We start from the raw sequence: 21,737 nt of genomic DNA on the forward strand, positions 1-21,737 counted from the left end.
ACCAACGAGCGCGCAACTTTTCCCTATACTCTGCATATGCAAGCACAAAAGTAAACATCTTATGGTTCACTGCTTAGCAGAGCATATTCCTGGTGCATGACCAGAAGCAGAGAGAAGAAGGAAACCATTGTAATGAGATACCGACTGTTAGGAACAAGTGGGTTGCGCGTCTCAGAAGTCTTTCTTGGCGCGATGACCTTTGGCGAGGAATCAGGTCCGGGTGCCTCACTGGAGGAATCCCGCCGGATGCTCAACACGTACGCTGAGGCTGGCGGCAACGTCATCGATACCGCCATCAATTATAGAAACGGTGACAGCGAGCGCTTTGTTGGAGAACTCCTCGAAGGGCGAAGAGATCGCTTCGTGCTGGCAAGCAAATACACCGTGACACGCGATCGAGAAGATCCTAATGCCGCTGGCAATCACCGCAAGAATCTTATGCTCTCCCTTGAGACCAGCTTGAAGCGCTTACGTACCAACTATATTGATCTCTACTGGGTGCATATTTGGGATCATCATACTCCCATTGAGGAAACTTTGCGAGCCCTTGATGATGCTGTACGAGCAGGAAAGATCCTCTACGTGGGTATCTCGGACGCGCCAGCCTGGATTGTTTCACGTGCCAACACACTTGCCGAATGGCGCGATTGGAGCCCGTTTGTTGCTTTACAGGTTCCCTACCACCTCCTCAAACGCGACATCGAGCGCGAGTTATTGCCTATGGCTGAGGCATCTGGAATGAGTGTCGCCACCTGGGGACCGCTCGCAGATGGCGTGCTTTCAGGGAAATTTACGCGCGCTGAACGCGTTGAAGGACGAACACGAGTAGCACCCACTGCGATCAGCGAACGTAGCCATACCGTTGTTCGCGTGGTTCAAGATGTGGCAAATCAGCTTGGCGTTACCCCCGCTCAAGTAGCTATTGCCTGGATACGCAGCCGTTCACGCGCCATTCATCCTATTCTTGGAGCACGCAGACATGAGCAGTTGGTGGAGAATCTTGGGGCGCTCACCGTTGAAATTCCCCCCGAACTGATGACTCACCTGGATACTGCCACGGAATTTGGCCCTGGTTTTCCTACCAATTTTATCAATGCCACCGCACCCTGGATCTATGGAGATAAGGGGCAACTCGTGGATGGGCGCTTATAAGGAGGTCTGTTGATGAGTATATGACAATTTAACATGTAATACAAGATATTGAGCATATTGAAGCAAAAAAGGAGCACGATTGTGACACAAGCGGAGATACAAGCCACTACCGAAGGGATAGACATCCTCACACCTCATATCGTTGTACGAGACGCAGGGAAAGCCGCTGAATGGTATAAAGAGGTCCTGGGGGCCGAAGAACGGGGGCGAGTGCCTGTTCCGGGTGGGAAGTTTATGCAAATTGAGTTGTGGTTTGGAAACTCAGCGGTGATGCTGGCTGATGAGTTTTCCGATATGGGTATTCTCTCGCCCTTATCAATCGGGGGAACGCCAGTTGTCCTCCACCTCACAACAAAGAAGGTCGAAGCACTTTGGCAACGCGCAATAGATGCGGGGGCTGTGATCTTACAGCCATTGCAAGAACAATTCTGGGGCGACCTGCATGGGCAAATCCTTGATCCGTTTGGCTATCGTTGGAACCTCGCGCAACATCTACGAGATGTTCCCTCCGAAGAGATTGCACGTATCGCAGCCAGTATATTCGGTGGTCAAGCATAACAGGTTCTTATGATCTCAATGAATGGAGTACTCTTACAGCTCATCCGGATGAGTTTGGTGCTGCTCTCACTCGAAACAAACCAGGCGGAGGGTGACGAGGAGGACGTACGACCCTCTTGAAGGATATGCGCCTTCCGCCAGAAACCAGGAGCACATGTTCTGCGCATTGAACCAGTTCCTAACATAAGGGATTGTGCGCATTTAGATCGCAAACAAGCAGTTTCCTGATAGGTATTCTATTGATCACAAGATGCACTTTTTACAGGTGACGTTTTTGGAGGAAACTATGACAGTTGAAGACAACAAGAAAAACGATGAAGCCGAAATCAAAAAGGTTATCGAGCGGGGTGTCGAGGCGCTGCGCGTGAAGGACCTCGATGAGGTTATGTCCATGTATGCACCCGAACTGGTGTCGTTCGATATCGTGCCCCCGCTGCAATATGTGGGAGCAGAGACATACAGGAAACATTGGGGAGAGGCGCTCTCGTCGTTTCCGGGTCCGATCAACTATGAAGTTGTTGATCTGTCCATCATGGTGGGCGATGACGTGGCATTCGCCCACAGTTTCAACCGGCTGAGCGCAACTATGGCCAATGGGCAGAAGTTCGGGAACTGGGTGCGTTGGACTGCCTGCTTCCAAAAGATCGATGGCAAATGGCTGATCGTGCATATGCAGGCTTCGGTGCCAGTCGACATGGCGACGGGCAAAGCGGTGCTCGACCTCCAACCATAGCTATTCCTTGGGATGTTTCGGCAGCAGCCTGCGAGAACATGAGAGAGCGTGCCCAGAATGGTCAACGCATGATGCCGCAGTGTCATAACGCTTGAACGACCTGGATAAGATCTCCTATGTCAAGAGGGGAAAGCTCATCAGGAGAAACTGAGTGAAAGATCGGAAAGAGCAAGCCGCTTCAATCAGGCATGAGCAAGCGTACCACACCACTCAGCGGCGTGGTCTGAAGAAAGCACGCCAGATGGAAAGCGAAAAAATGAAGGTTTTTTTCGCGTCTCAAATGGATGCGCCGGAATTGTGCAGGAGGATGAGAGCTTCAGGCAGCTCGTCGAGCATGTTCAAGACGGGCTGTTTCAAAAGTAGCCGCCTGGTAGCACTCCTGCTTGAACCACATCGCATGGATCAGCCGGACCCAAACGTTGGAGAGGGCGCGCACGGCAACACTGTGACTTTTCCCTTCCTTGCGCTTGCGCTGATAGTACTCCAGCGCCCAGGGTTCGGAGAGGGTAGATTGCCAGGCAAATTGATGCAGAGCATTGCGCAGCGGCTTGATACAGGCATGGCGTCGATGAATCCTGGTATAGGTCCCGCTCTGAAAAATCACCGGAGAGGTGCCTGCCAACGCTTGCAATCTCGTCGCATTGGCGTAGCGTTTGCGATCATCCCCAATTTCTGCCAACAGACGAGGAGCGAGACGTTTGCCTGCACGAGGCAAACTAGAGAAGATCTCGCTGTCGGCGTGACTCAAAAAAAGCTGGCCAATTTCCTCGTCGTACAGAGCAATTTGCTCGACCAGTGGCAAGAGCTGAGCCACCAACGCCAACATCAGGCGCGACTTGGTACGAGTGGTGATGTCGGAGGCTTTCAAATGGGGCTGGTGCAACGCCTCAAAGATCTTGGTGGCCGCTTTCTCAGCACTCCTATGCCCAGCTTGTCTCAGGGTTTCGGCAATCTGTTCACGCGAGGCTCCCATCGCGATCTCAGGGGTCGGATAGGCTTGCAAAAAGAGCAACGTCGAGCGCTGCTGGAGCTTAGCGAACAGCGTCATTGCGACAGGGTAGTACGCCTTCAAGCATGCGGTGAGCTGATTGACCAAGCGTGTTTGCATCTGAATCAGCGTGTCCTGGTCACGGGTGAGCGCTTTCAGTTCAGCGATTTGGTCGCTATCAGGAGTCAAGCGGCGCAATTCTACGAAGTCGGCTCGTCCAGTTTTTGCCAACAAATAGGCATCTATCGCGTCTGTCTTGGCACCGGAGGCAGCTCGCCGACGATCCACCGTGGTTGGATGGACCGGGTAAACAGGCCAACCACGCTCCAGCAAAAATGTGATGAGGAGTCCATAGGAGGTTTCGACGATACAAGCCATATTCTCTTTGCCGTCTGGACCTGTTATCGCTTCCAGAAACGCATGCAACTTCTCCAACCCTTGAGCCGTGTGGTCAACCCTGATTGGGGAATGGACTTGGCGACCAGCATCATCAACGACCAGGGCGTCGTGGTGAGTATCACTCCAATCAATGCCTGCAAAGAACATGAGCGACTCCTTCTCAACAAGAACGTTCCTGGGGGCAACGTGTACTTATCCTGTGGTGCTCAATCAAGGCACAATCTCCTAATAATCGGTTTACCCAGGAACACCACCAGAGAAGCGAGGACTTTCTTAATAGGTCGAGCCTCGTGTGAGAAAGATACTTTCTCTGGTAGGTTCGATAGATCACATGAGCAAGTGTATCGCTTGCTCTGACCCTTTGTCGAGAGGGTCTGTGAATATATTAATGGATAAGTGAGCAAGCCCTTCCCCCGACAGAGGTACTCGAGCGCCTTCGTACATCGGCTCAGGGGTTAAGCAGTGTTCAAGCGCAGCAACGCCTCAATGAAGTTGGCCCCAACGAGCCGTCAAACGTGAAACGGCGTCCTGCTCTCCTGCAATTTTTGCAGATGTTTACTAATCCTCTTGTAGCAATTCTGCTCATCGCCAGCTTCATCGGTAGTGTTGCAAAAAATTATAAGCTCATCAAAATGATGACTACAATGAAAGCAGGAATAGATATTATCGAAGAAAAAGAGCGCTCTTTTTACATGTTTTATCGACAGAAATTTCTCAAGTATCCATCATTTTGATGAGCTTATAATTTTTTGCAACACTACCCTCCAAACTGAGTAATGTTCCCTGCACCTCATCGACAGCAGCCAGGGGTACAGGTAGCTGCGAACCAGAGACGACGGCGACACAGGGTGTTCGGCTTTGTTGCACCATCGCAAGCAGAGCAGCATCGCCGGGAATATTGCCGAGCAGGAACACCCCATCAAACCAGTGATTGAGGTTCTGTCAGAACTGAGAATGCAAGGAACAAATAAAATGTGTTGGTTGGTTCTAAGCTCTTCTGTCTATGAAGCTGTCTGTACCAAAGTTTGCAACGCAACCAATCGCTGGCGAAACATCTCGCGTTGTTGTTGGAAGGAGGCAGGTTGCTTCATGGTCGTACGAATCCGGAAAAACTGACGCACTTCATCGAAAGCACGGCAGAAGCGCGATGCCGCCAGGAAGTTCCCAAATCCACGCATGGGGTAATAGCGTTGCTTGATGCCACGATGATTTTGTTCCAGGTGATTGTTGAGATACTGATTCCATCGATGGAGAACGTCTGTGCCAAGTACCTCGCGGATCGCACGAGGGTAAGAACGGTGCCCATCCGTGGTCACTCGCTCTGGCGCAGAGCCGACGATCTGAAAGGTAGTGTTGCAAAAAATTATAAGCTCATCAAAATGATGGATACTTGAGAAATTTCTGTCGATAAAACATGTAAAAAGAGCGCTCTTTTTCTTCGATAATATCTATTCCTGCTTTCATTGTAGTCATCATTTTGATGAGCTTATAATTTTTTGCAACACTACCGCAGATGCAGCCTTGCTCGGCTGAAGGAACGACGACAGGCCGCTTCACTCTTGCCCAGCATACTGGCAATCTCAGCAAACTCGTATGCGAAGACTTCGCGCAACAGGAAGACGGCTCGCTCGAATGGTTGGAGTTGCTCCAGCAGGATCAGGAACGCCAGAGAGATCGACTCTTCTGTCTCAACCCGCGTTTCGGGATCAGCTTCGTCTGGCGTCTCTTCGGTGAGAATTGGTTCTGGGAGCCAGGGGCCGACATACACTTCTCGCTTTCGGTATGCAAGCTTGAGGTGATCCAGACATAAGTGGACGATGATGGAGGTGAGATAGGCTTGCAGCGAGTGAATGGTCTCTGGTCTGGCAGATTGATAGCGCAAATAGGTCTCCTGCACCATATCTTCAGCATCCATCGCGCTGCCGAGCATACGGTAAGCAAGAGCAAAGAGAGGGCGCCGATAGGTTTCAAAGGATTCCATGCGCTTTCCTTTCCAGCATAAAGATCGGATAGGTGAGTATCGTCCATTCGCAATAAAGACGAGTGAATAGTCTGGTTTGGGACAACTCTCTCCTGGTGTCAGCATAGATCTGATCAGGGCAGATCCACGCGAAGAGGGAAAGGCAGAAGCCGCCTGCTCGTTCAAATAGACGTGAAATTTCACAAAAAGTGTGAAACAGCAAGAGCAAATGGGATAACACAACCAATCCACAAAAATTATTAATTCTTTACGTTTGTCTTATAGATAAGTAACTACTCAGGTAGACTAGAAAGCAGGAAAAAGGGGATGGGTTCTGTCAGAACTGAGAACACAGGTGCCAATCAGAAAATAATTTGGCAGCTTGCCTATCGTTTCTTTGTATTAAGCACCCAAAAGTATAACGTTGAAGTTTTTCAAGCGCTGTCGAAACAAATCACGTTGTTGCGCGAGAGAAAGACCCTGGGACAGGGTCGTACGGCATCGAAAGAATTGGCGCACTTCCTCAAAAGCTCGGCAAAACCGTGACGCAGACGCAAAGGTTCCGAAACCGCGCATGGGGTAATAGCGCTGTTTGATTCCGCGGTGATCCTGTTCTCATACATTATTGAGGGAATGGTTGGTTCGGTGGTGAATATCACCGCCAAGCGTTTCACGGATAGCATGTGGGTAGGATCTGTGACCATCAGTCGTGACTTGTTTTGGACTGTGCCCAACTGTTTCATGCGCCTGCCCAAAAAATTGTTTTGCCGCATCCATGTTTCGTTTCAGGCTTAACAGAGAATCAACAAGGTTCCCATCACTATCTATGGCTCGGTAGGGATAACACCACTTCCCTTGCACTTTCATATACGTCTCATCAACATGCCAGTAACTTCCCGCCTGCCCACGTCGTTTCGCTCGTAATTGATCCGTTACCAACGGAGCAAATCGCGCTTTCCAGTCTCGCACGGTCTCATGCGTGAACACAAAGCCTCGCGTTAAAAACATCTCGGCAATGTCACGAAGGCTCAGCTTCTAACGGAGTCGCCACAACACGACAAGGAAGACGACGTCTGTGGGAACCTCAAGGGAGTGAAAAGGGGTGGAAGTCGCGTTCGTTGAAGGCTCGTCGGCAGGCTAAGCAAAAGAAAGTCGCATAGCCCAGTTCCGTTTGCTTCGTTCGCTTTTTGGTCGTGGATACGGCACAATAGGGACAATTCATGGGTTGAGGCTTCTCTTTCACTATTTTTCTCTGGAGAAGGATAACAGAAGTCTGACTCTGTGCCAAGATGTTGTTTCAGTTCTGACAGAACTGGTAAATTGGGCGAATGTTCGACGGCTTTTAAGGTCAATGGTAGGAAATCGGCGTGAAACATGGGAATCAATCATCCATCACCCGAGAAAGCTGCTCTACAAGCGGGCATGTACTTGCCGTTTCTGTACATTCACAGCAACGTTATTCGCTTCTTTGAGCTTCAAGGAGAGAGTGAGAGCAAACGCGAGTCGTCTTCGCAGAAAAGTCTAAACAGTCGAGTTTTGACCTACAGTAGAAAGTAGTATCTGCCACGAGTTTTCTGCTGCGAGTTGATAGCGAGTGATGGGGCTTGAAAGGCTCAGTGAAAGCCATCAGTAGTAGAAGTTCAGCAAGGCAGGGTTGCACTTCATGGTAGCCTCACGCATTTCCTCCCAGAAGAAAACCTCTTCTTTTCTTCTGGGGGAGGCAAAACGCGCCGGTCCTGGTGGCGAAACAGAGGGGTAACTCATGTTGCGAGAGCCCAGAGGGCGCGGCGCACCTGGCGATATGAAGCGATCAGGTGGACACAGAGGGGCGGCAAAAGATATGATGAAGGTATTCCATTTTGAGGAGGGAAGATCTATGTCAATCTGGTCCCAAGGCGATCTGCAATTCGACGATGTTCGTATTCATTATTACCGCACAGGAGCGGGAGAGAAGCCGCCGCTGGTCTTGCTCCATGGCTTCACAGACAATGGGCTGTGCTGGAGCGAGGCGGCTCAAGAATGGGACGGCGACTTTGATATCATTCTGCCCGATGCGCGGGGGCATGGGCTCTCTAGCGGCTCGGCGAGCGGAAACTATCGGCAGCGAGCTATGGCGGAGGATGTGGCGGCGCTTCTCCGGGCGTTGAATCTCGGTCCGGTCAGGTTGGGTGGTCATTCGATGGGAGCTGGAGTGGCGGCGGCAGTGGCCAGCATGTGGCCCGAGCTGGTGAGCGCGGTCATGCTGGAGGACGGAGGGCTGTTTCAGCCACGCGAGCAACGGACGAGTTCGCCAGAGGAGACCCAGCAGCGCTTCAGTTGGTTGTTCAAGGTACGTGGACAGAGTCTGGAAGAGCGCAAGGCCGCTTGTCAGAAGAATACCGGCTGGTCGGAGATGACAGTCGAGCAGTGGGCCATTTCAAAGGAGCAACTCAATGCGGCTCTCCTGTCTGTCGGCCCCGCGCCCGTCGTCAGCGAACGCCCGCCCCTGGAGATCCTGGCTGCCATCCGCTCTCCTTTGTTGCTGGTGACAGGCGATCCTGCTCGCGGAGCTATGATCACGCCGGAGCAGGTGACGCAGGTTCTGGCTGTCCAGCCCCACGCCCGTGAGTTGCATATCCCCGAGACCGGACACTGCATCCGCTTCGATCAGCCACGGGCATACGCGGAGAGCGTGGGTGAATGGTTGCAGCATGTTTGATCTGCTGATGCCTGTAGGTCAAAACTCGACTGTTTAGACTTTTCTGCGAAGACGACTACGGGCAAAAGCCGTAATGACAGGCGAAAAATCGCAGCAGAAAAGTGAAAAGCTCAAAGTGACGACACACTTTGCACCTGGTAGCACCCTCGCGCATTTCACCCTTTAAAGGCGCGGGTTCCATTTCCTGCGGGCGAATCAGAACTCTATGAGTTGACGGAAGCAATTGAAAAACGCTTCATACCTTCTCATATCGTCAATGCCCGCTGCTCTGCCCCTGGTGACAGCCAGCGTAGCGATGCCCCTTTTTGTGTAGACAAGTGCAAGTGAAGCCTGAAATGCTCTCTCAGCTTCGTGCTCGAATTTACAGATAATGAGTGCTGCGAGCCGCTTCTGGAGCCATGTGCTCAGGCAACCAATGCTCGATTCCTAACATTCGCGCCGATTTCCCAGGTTTCGGCTCAAAAATCGTCGAACATTCATACGATTTACCAAGAACCCGTGACTGAAATCGCCTCGTTTGCGATCTCTCCGCCCATTTCAGAGAGCGATTTTAAAGCACTCATACAACCGTATTCACTCTGTTGCAAAACAACCACCTCATCAGCTATCTCTATGTCAGCGAACTGGTGCGTAATCAACAGCGTTGTACGCCGACAAATAAGCTCCCGCAACATCTGGCGGATGTCCTGTGCGGTCACAGCATCAAGATTGGCCGTAGGCTCGTCCAGCAAAAGAATGGGAGCGTTTTTCAGCAGAGCACGGGCAATAGCCAGGCGTTGGCGCTCACCACCACTCAAGCGTACTCCCTGTTCACCCACCTCCGTATCATATCCGCGTGGCAGCGAGAGAATGAACTCATGAATATGCGCCCGCTGTGTGGCCCGTATCATCTCCTCCTCGCTAACATCCTCGCGGGCAAGCAGGAGATTCGCGCGAATGGTTGTGTGGAACAAATGAGTATCCTGCGAGACGACACTGATGAGTCTGCGTACCTCATCCTGGTCGTAATCGCGCAATTCACGCTCCCCAAGCAGGATATGCCCTTCGTGATAATCCCAGAAGCGTTGTAACAGATGAACAATCGTTGATTTACCTATCCCGCTCGCGCCGATCAAAGCAACACAGCATCCTTCCGGCACACTAAAGCTCACATCGTGGAGAACATCGGCTTCGTCGCTCGTATAGCGAAAGCGGAGATGCTCGATGCGCAACTCATAGTTTTGTGGTAAAGGAGCGGGCTGCTGCGACTGCTGAAGCGCTGGCTTGGCATCGATGAGGGCAAAGAGACGATGAGCCGCCGCCATACTGCTGCTCACCTGCTGGAAGGCCGCCGGGAGAGGTAAAATTGCCTCAAAGCTTGACAGCGCCGCCAGCACGAGCAGCGCCAGAAACACTCCGTTGAACTGGCCAGTTCGTACGCATTGAATGCCCAGAAGCAACATCAGAAGAGCCGTCATCTGCATACATATCATGCTCAACGCTTCCTGCATGCCACCAATCTGATCCAGAGACGATTGGGCTTTGTTATACTTTTTATCAAGTACATCCAACTCTTTTCTGGCCCGCTCTTCTTGTCCAAAGGCCAGCACATCAGCCAGCCCCTGTACATGATCAACGAGCCGCACATGCAGCGCCGCACGTGCCTCCACCAGTTGTTGTCCGGCCCTCCGACTCAACAGATACGTCACCAGCGGGATACCAATTGCCGAGAGCAGGAAACAGCCAACAAACGCCAGTGCCATGCGGGGATCGAAGGCTCCAAAAAATAGCCACATGCCCACAGCAATGAGGGCTGCAACGCAGGGAGGAGCTAACACACGGACATAGAAATTTTGTAACATCTCGATATCCGAGACAATGCGACTCAGAAGATCGCCACTGCTATGGCTCGCCTCGCCTTGATGCACATACTCAAGGAGACGCGCTGGTGCAAGGGGTTCGAGCGCAGCATAGAGCCAGACACGCAAGCGGGCAAGGAGGCGAAAGGTCGCCTCATGCGTGATGAGCCGCTCAACGTAGCGCAACAAACCACGAGCAATGCCAAAGAAACGGACACCAACAATAGCGACCTCCAACGCGGCAATAGATGGATGCAGAGCCGCCTCAGAGATCAGATAGGCCGAGGTCGCCATTAACCCAATACCGCTGGCGACTGTCGCCACACCAAGCAACACAGCCAGCAAGAGCCAGCCAACAATGGGCCGCGCCAGTGTCAGCAAACGCCAGAAGGGAGCTTCCATATGGCCTCCTTTCGTTGATAGGCGCTCGCCATACGCTGGTAAGCGGGAGATTGTGCCATCAACCTCTCATGAGGCCCATCAGCAACAACGCGCCCTTCCTCAAGCATCACCACACGATCCACCTCCCGCAACGTATGCAACCGATGCGCAATAATCAGCGTCGTGCGATTCTTGAGGAATGTCTGAAGGGATTTCAGCACCACTTGCTCGCTCTCCTCATCCAGATGAGCTGTCGCTTCATCAAGAATGAGCAAGGGCGCATCCTTCAAAAAGACCCGCGCCAGGGCAAGGCGCTGGATCTGCCCACCACTCAGTCGCACGCCACGTTCGCCTATCTGCGTATCGTAGCTGCAGGGAAGCGACTGGATAAATTCATGCAGATGCGCCTGTTGCGCGGCTCGAATGATCTGCTCCATCGTTGCAGTAGTACATCCTATACGAATATTTTCAGCAATGCTCCCATGAGACAGGTAAGGGCGCTGTGGTATCCAGGCAATTTGTCGCCGCCACACCTGCACAGGAATCGTCTCCAGCGGTCTCGTACCAACCACTATTGTCCCCTGTTGCGGCTCGATAAAACGCAGCAAGAGATGGGCCAGTGTGCTTTTGCCAGCGCCACTCGCTCCAACCAGCGCGATGGTCTGTCCTTGCTCCAGTATAAGAGAGACATCGCGCAAGGCCTGGCGCTCGTCTCCTGCTTGATCTTGATAGGTATAGCTGACGTTCTGGAACCGAACGGTTGGCATCGGTTGCCCCTCTGGATATGCAACTTCAGAGGCGGATAGCGAGGCCACAGGTGTATCCAATAACTCGTAGATGCGCTTTGCAGAAGCCGCGCTATTCATACTGGCATGAAATTTCGTGCCCAGCGTGCGCAACGGCAGATAGAAGTCCGGGGCAAGCAATAAGACGAAAAAAGCAACGGAAAATGGTATCTGATTATAGAGCAGGCGTAGTCCGATCTCAACCGCCACCAAAGCCGTGCTCAGCGTCGCCCCCAGTTCAAGCACCAGCGAGGAGAGAAAGGCAACGCGCAACACGCTCATAGTCGTTTTGCGAAAATGATCGCTGATACGAGCGATCGTCTCCTGCTGCCGATGGCTACGACCGAACATTTTGAGGGTGGTCAATCCCTGGAGCACATCCAGAAAATGAGCACTCATACTGCTGAGCAGGCCCCACTGCTTTTTCGTATGAGTCTCGGCCAGGGTGCCAATCAAAAACATGAACAGGAGCAGGATCGGCGTCGTAATCAACAGGATCAGGCCGGAGAGGGCATCAGTCAAGAAGACCACCAGACCAATAATGCAGGGAATGAGCAACGTCGCGCAGACCTGGGGCAACATCTGACTAAAGAATGCATCGAGCGCCTCAACGCCCTCCACCAGTGTCGTCGTCAGTTCACCGCTGCGTTCCTTGCTGAGAGCAACCGGTCCCAACGCCTGGATATGGGCGAACAAGCGCTGGCGCAGGGACGATTTGACAGTGGTGGCGGCATGAGCGGCCACGACACTATTGCTCCAGATGAGTATGGCTCGTCCAATCACGACACCCACCAACATACTGAGCAGAGAGACAACCTGTGCCAGAGCCTGCCCCTTGAGAAACACGCCGTCGATGGCTCGGGTTAACAGACGGGCCTGCACAATGATGAGCAGACCCATCGTGGCAGCGAAGAGCGCCGTCGCAGCCAGATAGATGTGTATATGCCGGATCTCATGCAGCAACCGCTTATTCATGTGCCACCGCAACCGTCTGGTGAGATGAGAGGCGCTTCCTAAAGACCCAATAGTTCCATGCCTGATATGCCAGTACGAACGGAACCAGCGTAATCGCGATGATGCTCATCACGGTCAGCGTGTACGGGCTGGATGAGGCGTTATAGATGGTCAAATTCCAGGCAGGGTTGAGGCTGGAGATCATGACATTGGGGAACAGACCAATGGCGATAGTGGCCGCCGAAAGCACGATGGTGAAGCCCGTCATCACGAAGGCCCAACCAAAATGCCTGTTCTGGATCAGCCAGCCACCCAGCAACAGCGCCATACCCGCCCCTAGCGGCGCAATGCCAGGATCAACGCCCAGGCGCTCAAAGACGCTGGTTACAAAGTAGCCACTCCCGATAAAGAGACCGATCAAAATGACGGTGGGGAACCAGATCTGCCGCGCGATGTTCTCCGCTCGCTGCAATAGCTTATCCTCCGTTTTGAGTGCCAGGAAAATGGCACCGTGCAGCAGGAACATAGCAACAAAGGCCAGGCCGCCAAGCAGGGCAAACGGATTGAGCAGATTGAAAAAGCCACCTACATAATTCATATGGGCATCAATCGGCACGCCTTCAATCAGATTCGCCAGTGCCACGCCCCAGAGCAATCCGGGAATTGCACTGCCAACAAAGATCATCCAATCCCAGAAGGAGCGCCACTCCGGGCGGACATCGCGATGGCGAAACTCAAAGGCCACACCACGCACGATCAACGCGACCAGCATGAGCAAGAGCGCCAGGTAGAAGCCGCTAAACATCGTAGCATACCAGTTCGGGAAGGCAGCAAACATCGCGCCACCAGCTGTGAGCAACCACACCTCGTTCCCATCCCAGAACGGGCCGATGGTGTTGACAATCGCGCTGCGTTCCTCTTCGTCTTTGCCCAGGAACGGGAGGAGCATCCCGACGCCGTAGTCGAACCCTTCCAGAAAGAAGAAGCCAATAAACAGCACCACAATCAGGATGAACCAGAGTATATTGAGATTCATTTTTCACTCCTCCTTGCCTGCTAATATGCGTGTGCCAGCGCGTCATCTGATGTTCCCGCAATCTCCGGCTCGTCCTGTGCATCTTTGCGGGCATATTTGAGCAGCAGATATACATCGGCGACAGCTAGAGCGCCATAGATGAGCGTGAAGACGATCAGCGAGGTGAGTACTGAGGCTACACCCACGGTTGGAGATGCGGCATTACCTGTCTGCAGGAGGCCAAAGACGATCCAGGGCTGGCGTCCAACCTCGGTCATAATCCAACCAGTCGAGTTGGCAAGGTAGGGCAGGAAGAGCGCAAAGACCAGTCCCCAGAGAAACCACCTCTGCCGCTCCAACGAGCGCCTCCAGAGGAAAAAGAGTCCCAGGAGGGCAAACAAAATCATCAAGGCTCCCGCACCAACCATGATGCGAAACGTCCAGTAAATGATTGGGATCGGCGGCACATAGTTGCCGCTCCCGTATTGCTGGACATACTGCGCTTGGAGCTGATTGATGCCCTCAACTTTCCCAGTGAAGTTGTTATAAGACAGGACGCTCAACAGGTACGGAACGCGTATGGAGAATACCTCGCTGGTGCCGTTGAGATTGCCAATCGTAAACAAGGAGAATGAGGCGGGTTCTTCACTATTCCAGAGGGCTTCTGCGGCGGCCATCTTCATCGGTTGCACCTGCACCATATGCTGAGCCTGCACATGGCCCGTCGTCGCGATCAAGATGCTCGTGACCAGCGCCACGCCCAGGCCGATGTAGAGCGAGCGACGAAACACCTGTTGATCGCCAACCTTTTTCACCAGATGATAGGCGCTGATCCCCAGAATAAAAAAGGCTCCGGTAGCCCAGCTAGCCAGAACCACATGTGGAAACTGCACCCACAGGTTGGGGTTGGTCAGCAGCGCAAAGAAGTTGGTCATCTCAGCGCGACCGTTGCGCACGACATAGCCCATCGGTTCCTGCATAAACGAGTTCGCCACCAGAATCCAGAAGGCCGACACATGCGATCCAAGCACTACCAGCCAGATTGTTGCCAGGTGCAGCCCCTTCGAGAGCCGTTCCCAGCCAAAGATCCAGATTCCCAGAAACGTCGATTCCATGAAGAAGGCGAGCAGTGCTTCAATAGCCAACGGTGCGCCAAAGATATCGCCCACGAAGCGGGAATAGGTAGACCAGTTCATGCCAAATTGAAATTCCTGCACGATGCCGGTCGCAACGCCCATTGCGAAGTTAATGAGAAACAGGCGTCCCCAGAAACGAGCCATGCGTTTATACGCCTCGTCGCCGCTGCGCACATAGATCGTCTCCATGACAGCTACCAGAATGACTAATCCCAGGGTTAGCGGAACGAAAAAGAAATGATACACAGTGGTAATCGCAAATTGGAGGCGAGCAAGCGTAACTGCATCCATAAAAACACTCTCCTTTGATACACCTCACCATCAAATGATCAAAACCTACAATCAAATGTAGCTCATCAATCTCCCAAAGCCATCACAACACAGCACGATCGCCTCACAGTGCCCTCACGTGCTCTGTTAAAGAGCGGGAAAACATGTATGGGCACGATAGTGCGGACATGATGGTTCTGTCAGAACTGAGAACCCAGGAAACCAACACGCGAGGTTGGCTCTTCTCGCCTAAACCCTCTGTCTGTTAGGATACCCGCACCAGAGCCTGGAGAGTAGCCAATCGTTGGCGAAACAGTGCTCGTTGCCCGGCAAGAGGCACCGATTGGTTCATTGTGGTGCGAAAGCGGAAAAACTGGCGGAGTTCATCGAAGGCGCGACAAAAACGCGCTGCCGAGGAGAAGCATCCAAACCCACGCATTGGATAGTATCGCTGTTTGATGCCACGGTGGTCTTGCTCCACCTGGTTGTTAAGATAGGGGTTACAACGATGGAGAACCTCATTGCCCAGCATTTCGCGAATTGCTCGTGGGTAGGAATCATGTCCATCGGTCGTCACCCGTTCTGGGACATGACCAACGGTTCCAACTGCCTGCCTGAAAAAGCGCTTGACCGCCTCCATGTCTCGCTTTTGGCTGAGCATTGAGTCGACCAGGTTGCCATCTCTATCGATGGCACGATAGAGATAACACCACTTCCCATGAACCTTCACGTAGGTTTCATCGACATACCAGGAAGTTCCCACTTGTCCACGTCGTTTGGCCTGGAAGTGCTCTGCTATCAGTGGAGCGAACCGTGCTTCCCACCCTCGAACCGCTTCATGGGTGAAGACAAAGCCTCGCTCCAAAAACATTTCAGCAAGATCACGCAAGCTTAACTTATAGCGGAGTCACCACAGCACGACAAGCAAGACGATGTCGGTGGGATATTCGAGGAAGTTGAAGGGAGTACCACTCCGTTCGTTGAAGGTGTGTTGGCAAATTGAGCAGCGGAACGTTCGATAGCCAAGTGAGGTCTTCTTGTTCTGTTCTTTAGTGGTTGCTGAGAGGCAAGACGGACAGTTCATGGGATACTCCTCATCCAAACGTTTGTGTGGATAGGGCTACCTGTGTACGATTCGAGGCAACAGTGCCAGTTTGAGGGCCAAACCAGTAGAGATTTCGGGTCAATGACCAGCTATCAGTACGACACAAGGTATGGATGTTACTGATTCAACGATTTCAACATGCTATAGAGCAAGGTCAAAAGGCGTGTAACGCCGACTCTCACGCGACTTCGGATCATTTTCACATCGATGTGAAAATGATCCATCATAGGAGCAGGAAATCAGATCGGAAGAGCAAGTTTGTAGAAGAAAGGGACCTGCCCTCAATCACGTGAGGCGAATACGGATCTGTGCAGTATGTGCCGCGGCCCGACGTATGTCTTCCGGGTTTGGTTGGCCATTGGCGTCCAAACTTATGCGATACATTTTTCGCAACTGCTGCGATTTTGGCGCAAGGGCCATAATGGCTTCGACAACGTTTTCGTCGCCATAAAATGCTTCGGCGATGCCACTGTGCTGCTGGCCCTTCAGCCAGAGGGTCACGGGAACGTCTTTGCGCAGATTTTTCCACCAGCCAGCACTAGAGACGATCTTTACCAGATTGCCATTGAGGGTATATCCGACAGGAATCGTGTAGGTCTTTCCGCTTTTCTTGCCCTTAAAAGAGAGGAGGATAAGGGTATTGCTGAGGATGCCGTGCAGAGGAGAACGTAATAATCCCGACACGATACCATTTGCCAGCTTAAAGACAAATGTTGAAGGTGGTTTGTTTGCAGATGGAGCGGTATTCGTAGCCATACAGTGTGAACCTCCAGATGATGAACGATAATTTTATGCTCTACTTGAAGCACACGAGAGACAAAGAGAAAACAGGCACTATGAGCGGAGCCAGAGTCAGGGTAAGTCTAGCTATCATTTTAATACTAACAACACTTCAGATGGCTGCGCACCTGAAATGCCATACGTTTCGTCAATCGCAAAAAACGGCACCCCTCCAATCCCCAATTGTCTCGCCCTCTGGGTATCTGCCCGCACCTCTTTGGCATAGGTCTCACCCGTGAGAACGGCACGAGCTTCCTCGGTATCGAGGCCGGCTTCGACCGCAAGCTTCACCAGTGTCTCAGTCTCCCCAAGCGCTGCCCCCTCGGTAAAGTACGCGCTTCCAGAGCCGTTCCTCCATTTCACCCTGAAGGTGATGGGTGGCGGCGAGGTGAATCAGTCGGTGGGCATCAAATGAGTTGCCATACCGCGTCCGTTCGAAATGATACTCCAGCCCCTCCTGGGCAGCAACCTCGGTCATCTGGTTATGGAAGCGCGACAGCTCGTGTTATGCTCATGCCGTGTTTCTCTGCAAGCACCTCATTGAGTGTTTTCTTTGAAGTGCGAGGTGCATCGGGATCAAGCTGGTAGCTGCGCCAGGTGACGTTCACCTGGCCTCTATGCTCGAACTCGGCCAAAGCGGCTTCAAAGCGACGCTTGCCAATATAGCACCAGGGACAGGCTATATCTGCCCAAATCTCAACATTCATGTCTGTTTCCCTTCAGATAGAATCATCTATCAATCACTAATGAGGAGCTTCCTTTCCAAACGTGTCGTGCTGGCGGAGGTGGTAAGATCAGCTGTTTTCAGCGACCTGCAACCTCCATTTTTTCTACTTCTGGAATGATCCAAGTGGCCAGCAGATCAAATGGCTCCAGATCGGTCACATTCGGCAGCGCAATAATTGCCTGGTCAATGCCAAGTTCCGCCAATCCTCTGAAATGCTCGATGGCGGCCTCTGGTGTCACACTATTATTGCGACCGTCTCTGGTAATGGAGAGAAGAGCGAGCGTGGTTTTTTCAATTTCTTCGTAGGGGCGGCCTATCGATTGGCAATGGCTGCGGAGCACATTGAGCTTGCGTTGCAATTCCTCTTTGCCCAGGTGCGCAAAGAGATTGCAAGCGTCGCCGTATTGAGCCACCAGACGCAGCGTCTTGCGCTCACCTGAACCGCCGATCAGGATGGAGGGATGGGGTCTTTGCACGGACTGCGGCGAGTTCAGCGGTCGCTCAAGCTGATAGTATTTCCCCTGGTAGGGTTTCTTGTCACCTTCCCACATCTGGTGTGCAATCTGCAGCGTCTCTTCCAAACGTTCAAAACGTTCCGCCAGGGTTGGGTATGGTACACCCAGAGCACGATGTTCCTCTTCATACCAGGCCGCGCCTATGCCCAGGTAGGCGCGACCATGCGAGAGCACATCGAGCGTGGTCGCGGTCTTCACCAGTAACCCGGGATGGCGATAAGTCACGCCGGTCACCATCGTACCCAGCTTGATGTGATTCGTTATCCCTGCCACGAAAGCGAGTGCGCTCCAGCCATCCAGCATCTCATGCTCCGCAGGGCCGACCATAGGGATCTGGAAAAAGTGGTCCATCACCCAAAAACTAGAGAAACCGGCCCGCTCAGCACGCCGCGCTATAGTGGCAAAGGTGTCACCAAGTTGTCCCTGATCATCTGACCAGGTAAAGTTCTGTACCTGTAATCCTACACGCATAAACAATCTCCTTCTTCATCTATTTCCAGATAGCAATGATGATCTTTGACAGGCGTGCGTCGCTATACCTCGAAAACGTGTTCTCCCTGTTCTCGCTGTTCATACATCTCGTAGATGCTGGCCGCAATACGGGCAGGCGTTTCATCAGTGTTTTTAAACCACCCCATGACAGACATGGTTCCGGCATAGATCCCTTTTGGTTTGAGTACCTCATGTAAGTTGGAGACATAGTTGCGTAAGCCGGCCATTGCAATGCCAACATTGCCCATCATCGGAGTTGGGGTGATGGAAGCCCCGCCCATGGTGAAGATGAGCCCCCCATCACCTTTGGCCAGCATATCAGGCAGGACTGCTCTGACACCTGCAAGGGCACCACGCACAATATAGTCAAACTGAAACTGGGCATTCTCCGGAGCCACATCCAGGACTGAGGCCACATCGGTGATACTGGGTGTCGGGCTGTATTCCAACACATCTACCGGGCCAAAGGTCTCTTTGACGCGGGCAAGTGCCGCTTCCAGTTGTGCTGTGTGTAAGACATCAGCCGAGAACCCGGCGGCCTCAACGTGCATTTCTCGCAACTGTTGCATGTAGGTATCCAGTTTTTCTTGATTGCGCGCAATCAGCGCGACGCGAAAATCGTGTTGTCCAAATGTTTTTGCAAGGGAAAGGCCAAGTCCTGGTCCTGCTCCGACAATGGCTAACGTCTTCATAGAAAAAGTATCCTTTCGGTCATACGTCACTCAACGAGGCTCCCCATGTTCTCCGGGCAAGCTTGGAGCACCATGGACAAGCACTGCGCTTCTTTTCATCATCTGTTGGATACTGGATTCTTGTTGCTTAACCAGTATCCGTCGTCTATAATGCTACTATGTGATGACCCACGAATCAATAATCAATCAGGCGCTTTTGTTGGGTAGCCAACACGAAAAAGGAAAATGTTGGGAAAGTGGGAATGAGAACCGAGCCTGGCATTGGCACATGAGACAAAGAGAGAAGAGACTGCTATGACGACATCGACCAGCTATGTTGATCCCCGTGTCAAACGCACCCGTCAGCTCTTACAGAACGCGTTCCTGGAACTCATGCAAGAAAAGGGCTTTTCGGCCTTGAGCATCCAGGATATCACGGCGCGGGCGACGGTCAATCGAGGCACCTTTTACGCGCACTTTCCTGACAAGTTTGCCCTGCTGGAGGCTGTCATCCGCGAACAGTTTCACCAGGCCGTCGCGCTCAAGCTTCCATCTCTCTCCAGGTTGGGAAGAACCACCCTGCGCCTGCTCATCCAAACGGTGTTCGAGTATTTCCGCGAGATCTATCACCGCTGTCCCCCATCTGAAACGATGACTCCGTTCCTTGAGCAGGCAATTCAAGAGGAATTGACCAGACTCCTGGTGACCTGGCTCAAGCAGGAGCGGGTCCGAGAACAGGTGCCGGTGGAAACGATGGCGGTGATGGTGAGTTGGGCGATCCTTGGGGCCGTGGTGCAATGGTGTCGGGGGACGAACACGATCTCAGCAGAACAGATGGCGAATCAGGCGCTGATCGTGATCACGGGGGGGATGGAGCGGATGACCCCTGATGCGTTTGGGGACAGCTAAGACATCGATCAATCCAGGAGTCCCTCGACTCGGACTGACCATCACCCTCCGCTCTCCGGTCGCCGTTTTTCACGGTGACTTTTTGCCATGTTCCAATCTCGGGGTGATAACATTTTTTCGTGCCATTTTTCCCGCTAAGACTTCCCCAGGATTAAAATCACCCGAATTCTTCCCGGCTTCGCCATCTATGAGCTTTGTTCGCGAAGTTGGCGTTTGGTAATGTAGGTGTTAAACGCGTGATGGTTCGTATATCCCAAAAGGGTGGCGATTTTGCGTACCGAGAGTCCCAATTTGAGGAGCTCCTTGATGCGTGTCAGATCGGCGTCAAATGCATGCGTCAGAACTGAGAACAAGTCGCAATGGAGAGATCTATCTTGTGGTATACTACCGATCACCCAACCCATCTTCAGAAGGAGTGAACCATGAACTGCCCATACTGTCTCTCTTCCGCAACAAAGGAGCAGCAGAAGAAAACCACCCTTGGATACCGAACATTTCGCTGTTCGGTCTGCCGACGCGCCTTTAACGAACGCACTGGCACTCCTTTTAACTTTTTGGAATATCCCACTGAGATCGTTCTGCTCGTTGTACTCTGGAGGCTACGGTATAAGCTGAGTTTGCGTGATATTGCCGAGATGTTCTTGGAGCGAGGCTTTGTGTTCACTCATGAAGCGGTTCGCGACTGGGAGGCTCGGTTTGTTCCACTGATGGCAGAGCAATTGCGTGCTGGGCGACATGGGCAAGCAGGTCTGTCCTGGTACGTGGACGAAACCTACGTCAAAGTGCATGGAAAGTGGTGTTATCTCTATCGCGCCATTGATGCTGATGGGAACTTCGTTGATTGCATGCTCAGCCAAAAGCGAGATATGGATGCAGCTCAGCGCTTTTTCCAGCAAGCGCTCAAGATGGTAGGCCACGCTCCAGAACAAGTGACGACCGATGGACATGGCTCCTATCCTCGTGCGATTCGCGAGACTCTTGGTAGCATGATTGTCCATCGCTGTAACCCCTATCTGAATAACCGTCTGGAACAAGATCATCGTGGCATCAAACAGCGGTACTACCCGATGCGCGGATTTGGAAGTTTCACATCCGCATCGCGCTTCTGTTGCGCCTTCGATGAGGTGCGTCAGTTCTTCCGCTTTCGCACCATGACGAACCAATCAGTGCCTCTTGCCCAACAACGTGCGCTCTTTTGCCGACGACTGGACAGCTTGAAGGCTCTCACTATGAGAGCCTGACCTCAAGGAAAAAGAGGGCGAGAAGCCATCCAGCCATTTTGTCGCTTTCTCTGTTCTCAGTTCTGACACATCCGATCACCTCGCTCACATCAACACCCCGGCTCGCGAGCGCTTCGCGGGCCTCGTGGATGCCCACTACGACCAGGTGCAGTGCCTTGTGCGATCCAGGCTGCATTTCTGAAATTTCGCCCAAACCGGTTCCAATGGCAATTGAACAGGCCGACCAGGGTGGGGTGAGTTGGATTATTCTCACACCGTTCCCAGGCTGCATATCAAAGTCTACGTGAAATCCAACTTTCTCAGCATAAAATGTTCTGGCGCGATCAAGATCAGAAACCGGGATCGGCACCAGCTCAAGCTTCATTTCCATATTGCTCGCCTTTTCCTTCTTAATATTCTACGGTCAAAAATAGAGCGAAATGCCCTGTAA

The 21,737-nt window shown here is 52.5% G+C and carries 20 protein-coding genes and 3 pseudogenes; 7 read left to right on the top strand and 16 right to left on the bottom strand.

From position 1 onward, the window contains the following. Positions 1 to 132 precede the first annotated feature (132 nt). The 3 genes from K3T83_RS51480 (at position 133) to K3T83_RS51490 (ending at position 2,443) form a co-directional block, all read left to right on the top strand. Positions 133 to 1,152, top strand: a complete 1,020-nt coding sequence (locus K3T83_RS51480; RefSeq protein WP_220210856.1) for an aldo/keto reductase — start codon at positions 133 to 135, stop codon at positions 1,150 to 1,152. Positions 1,153 to 1,233: 81 nt separating this feature from the next. Further along, a complete protein-coding gene (locus K3T83_RS51485; RefSeq protein WP_220210857.1) occupies positions 1,234 to 1,710 on the top strand; it encodes a VOC family protein in 477 nt (158 codons plus the stop codon). A 286-nt stretch (positions 1,711 to 1,996) separates the two neighbouring features. After that, positions 1,997 to 2,443: a YybH family protein gene (locus K3T83_RS51490; protein ID WP_220210858.1), complete on the top strand. Its 447-nt coding sequence runs from the start codon at positions 1,997 to 1,999 to the stop codon at positions 2,441 to 2,443. A 316-nt stretch (positions 2,444 to 2,759) separates the two neighbouring features. Here the strand turns inward: K3T83_RS51490 and K3T83_RS51495 are convergent, their stop codons facing one another. Continuing rightward, positions 2,760 to 3,977 (bottom strand): IS110 family RNA-guided transposase, encoded by a 1,218-nt coding sequence (locus tag K3T83_RS51495; RefSeq protein WP_220210859.1) that lies wholly within the window; start codon positions 3,975 to 3,977, stop codon positions 2,760 to 2,762. A 245-nt stretch (positions 3,978 to 4,222) separates the two neighbouring features. On the opposite strand from K3T83_RS51495, the gene K3T83_RS51500 reads away from it, so the two are divergent. Continuing rightward, positions 4,223 to 4,564, top strand: coding sequence for a cation-transporting P-type ATPase (locus tag K3T83_RS51500; RefSeq protein ID WP_220211138.1), 342 nt, complete (start codon positions 4,223 to 4,225; stop codon positions 4,562 to 4,564). A gap of 267 nt (positions 4,565 to 4,831) precedes the next feature. Here the strand turns inward: K3T83_RS51500 and K3T83_RS51505 are convergent. The 3 genes and pseudogenes from K3T83_RS51505 to K3T83_RS51515 all read right to left on the bottom strand — a co-directional run. Next, a pseudogene (locus K3T83_RS51505) lies at positions 4,832 to 5,173 on the bottom strand (DDE-type integrase/transposase/recombinase); the annotation flags it as partial. Positions 5,174 to 5,334: 161 nt separating this feature from the next. Then, positions 5,335 to 5,811 (bottom strand): sigma-70 family RNA polymerase sigma factor, encoded by a 477-nt coding sequence (locus tag K3T83_RS51510; RefSeq protein WP_236065281.1) that lies wholly within the window; start codon positions 5,809 to 5,811, stop codon positions 5,335 to 5,337. A gap of 381 nt (positions 5,812 to 6,192) precedes the next feature. Beyond that, a pseudogene (locus K3T83_RS51515) lies at positions 6,193 to 7,012 on the bottom strand (IS6 family transposase). 654 nt (positions 7,013 to 7,666) lie between these two features. On the opposite strand from K3T83_RS51515, the gene K3T83_RS51520 reads away from it, so the two are divergent. Next, on the top strand, positions 7,667 to 8,488 hold the full coding sequence (locus K3T83_RS51520; RefSeq protein ID WP_220210860.1) for an alpha/beta fold hydrolase: 822 nt from the start codon (positions 7,667 to 7,669) through the stop codon (positions 8,486 to 8,488). Positions 8,489 to 8,973: 485 nt separating this feature from the next. Here the strand turns inward: K3T83_RS51520 and cydC are convergent, their stop codons facing one another. The 11 genes and pseudogenes from cydC to K3T83_RS51575 form a co-directional block, all read right to left on the bottom strand. After that, a complete protein-coding gene (cydC, locus tag K3T83_RS51525) occupies positions 8,974 to 10,728 on the bottom strand; it encodes a thiol reductant ABC exporter subunit CydC (protein ID WP_220210861.1) in 1,755 nt (584 codons plus the stop codon). Next, entirely contained in the window at positions 10,701 to 12,467 is a 1,767-nt protein-coding gene (gene cydD, locus K3T83_RS51530) for a thiol reductant ABC exporter subunit CydD (RefSeq protein ID WP_220210862.1), read from the bottom strand. The genes cydC and cydD overlap by 28 nt, the downstream gene beginning before the upstream one ends. Continuing rightward, complete coding sequence (cydB, locus tag K3T83_RS51535; RefSeq protein ID WP_220210863.1) at positions 12,460 to 13,482, bottom strand: cytochrome d ubiquinol oxidase subunit II; 1,023 nt, start codon at positions 13,480 to 13,482, stop codon at positions 12,460 to 12,462. Before cydB ends, cydD begins: the two co-directional genes overlap by 8 nt. Positions 13,483 to 13,502: 20 nt before the next feature. After that, the gene (locus tag K3T83_RS51540) at positions 13,503 to 14,888 is read right to left on the bottom strand and encodes a cytochrome ubiquinol oxidase subunit I (RefSeq protein WP_220210864.1); all 1,386 of its coding nucleotides are present in this window, start codon (positions 14,886 to 14,888) and stop codon (positions 13,503 to 13,505) included. Positions 14,889 to 15,132: 244 nt separating this feature from the next. Then, a pseudogene (locus tag K3T83_RS51545) lies at positions 15,133 to 15,951 on the bottom strand (IS6 family transposase). Positions 15,952 to 16,257: 306 nt separating this feature from the next. After that, positions 16,258 to 16,728 carry a nitroreductase/quinone reductase family protein gene (locus K3T83_RS51550; protein WP_220210865.1) on the bottom strand — a complete coding sequence of 157 codons (471 nt, stop codon included), beginning with the start codon at positions 16,726 to 16,728 and terminating at the stop codon, positions 16,258 to 16,260. 114 nt (positions 16,729 to 16,842) lie between these two features. After that, positions 16,843 to 17,043 carry a DsbA family oxidoreductase gene (locus tag K3T83_RS51555; protein ID WP_236065282.1) on the bottom strand — a complete coding sequence of 67 codons (201 nt, stop codon included), beginning with the start codon at positions 17,041 to 17,043 and terminating at the stop codon, positions 16,843 to 16,845. 7 nt (positions 17,044 to 17,050) lie between these two features. Further along, complete coding sequence (locus tag K3T83_RS58425) at positions 17,051 to 17,230, bottom strand: DsbA family protein (RefSeq protein ID WP_220210867.1); 180 nt, start codon at positions 17,228 to 17,230, stop codon at positions 17,051 to 17,053. Between the two features lie 4 nt (positions 17,231 to 17,234). Then, positions 17,235 to 17,459, bottom strand: coding sequence for a DsbA family protein (locus K3T83_RS51565; protein WP_220210868.1), 225 nt, complete (start codon positions 17,457 to 17,459; stop codon positions 17,235 to 17,237). 97 nt (positions 17,460 to 17,556) lie between these two features. Beyond that, the gene (locus K3T83_RS51570; protein ID WP_220210869.1) at positions 17,557 to 18,465 is read right to left on the bottom strand and encodes an LLM class F420-dependent oxidoreductase; all 909 of its coding nucleotides are present in this window, start codon (positions 18,463 to 18,465) and stop codon (positions 17,557 to 17,559) included. A 62-nt stretch (positions 18,466 to 18,527) separates the two neighbouring features. Further along, positions 18,528 to 19,178 carry an SDR family NAD(P)-dependent oxidoreductase gene (locus K3T83_RS51575; RefSeq protein ID WP_220210870.1) on the bottom strand — a complete coding sequence of 217 codons (651 nt, stop codon included), beginning with the start codon at positions 19,176 to 19,178 and terminating at the stop codon, positions 18,528 to 18,530. A 294-nt stretch (positions 19,179 to 19,472) separates the two neighbouring features. Between K3T83_RS51575 and K3T83_RS51580 the strand changes: the two genes are divergently transcribed. Both K3T83_RS51580 and K3T83_RS51585 read left to right on the top strand, forming a co-directional pair. Then, positions 19,473 to 20,066, top strand: a complete 594-nt coding sequence (locus K3T83_RS51580) for a TetR/AcrR family transcriptional regulator (RefSeq protein WP_220210871.1) — start codon at positions 19,473 to 19,475, stop codon at positions 20,064 to 20,066. 422 nt (positions 20,067 to 20,488) lie between these two features. Next, complete coding sequence (locus K3T83_RS51585) at positions 20,489 to 21,307, top strand: IS6 family transposase (RefSeq protein WP_220210872.1); 819 nt, start codon at positions 20,489 to 20,491, stop codon at positions 21,305 to 21,307. Here the strand turns inward: K3T83_RS51585 and K3T83_RS51590 are convergent. Further along, complete coding sequence (locus K3T83_RS51590; protein ID WP_220210873.1) at positions 21,294 to 21,677, bottom strand: VOC family protein; 384 nt, start codon at positions 21,675 to 21,677, stop codon at positions 21,294 to 21,296. The two genes, K3T83_RS51585 and K3T83_RS51590, sit on opposite strands and share 14 nt — an antisense overlap. Positions 21,678 to 21,737: the final 60 nt, after the last annotated feature.

Source organism: Reticulibacter mediterranei, assembly GCF_016587455.1.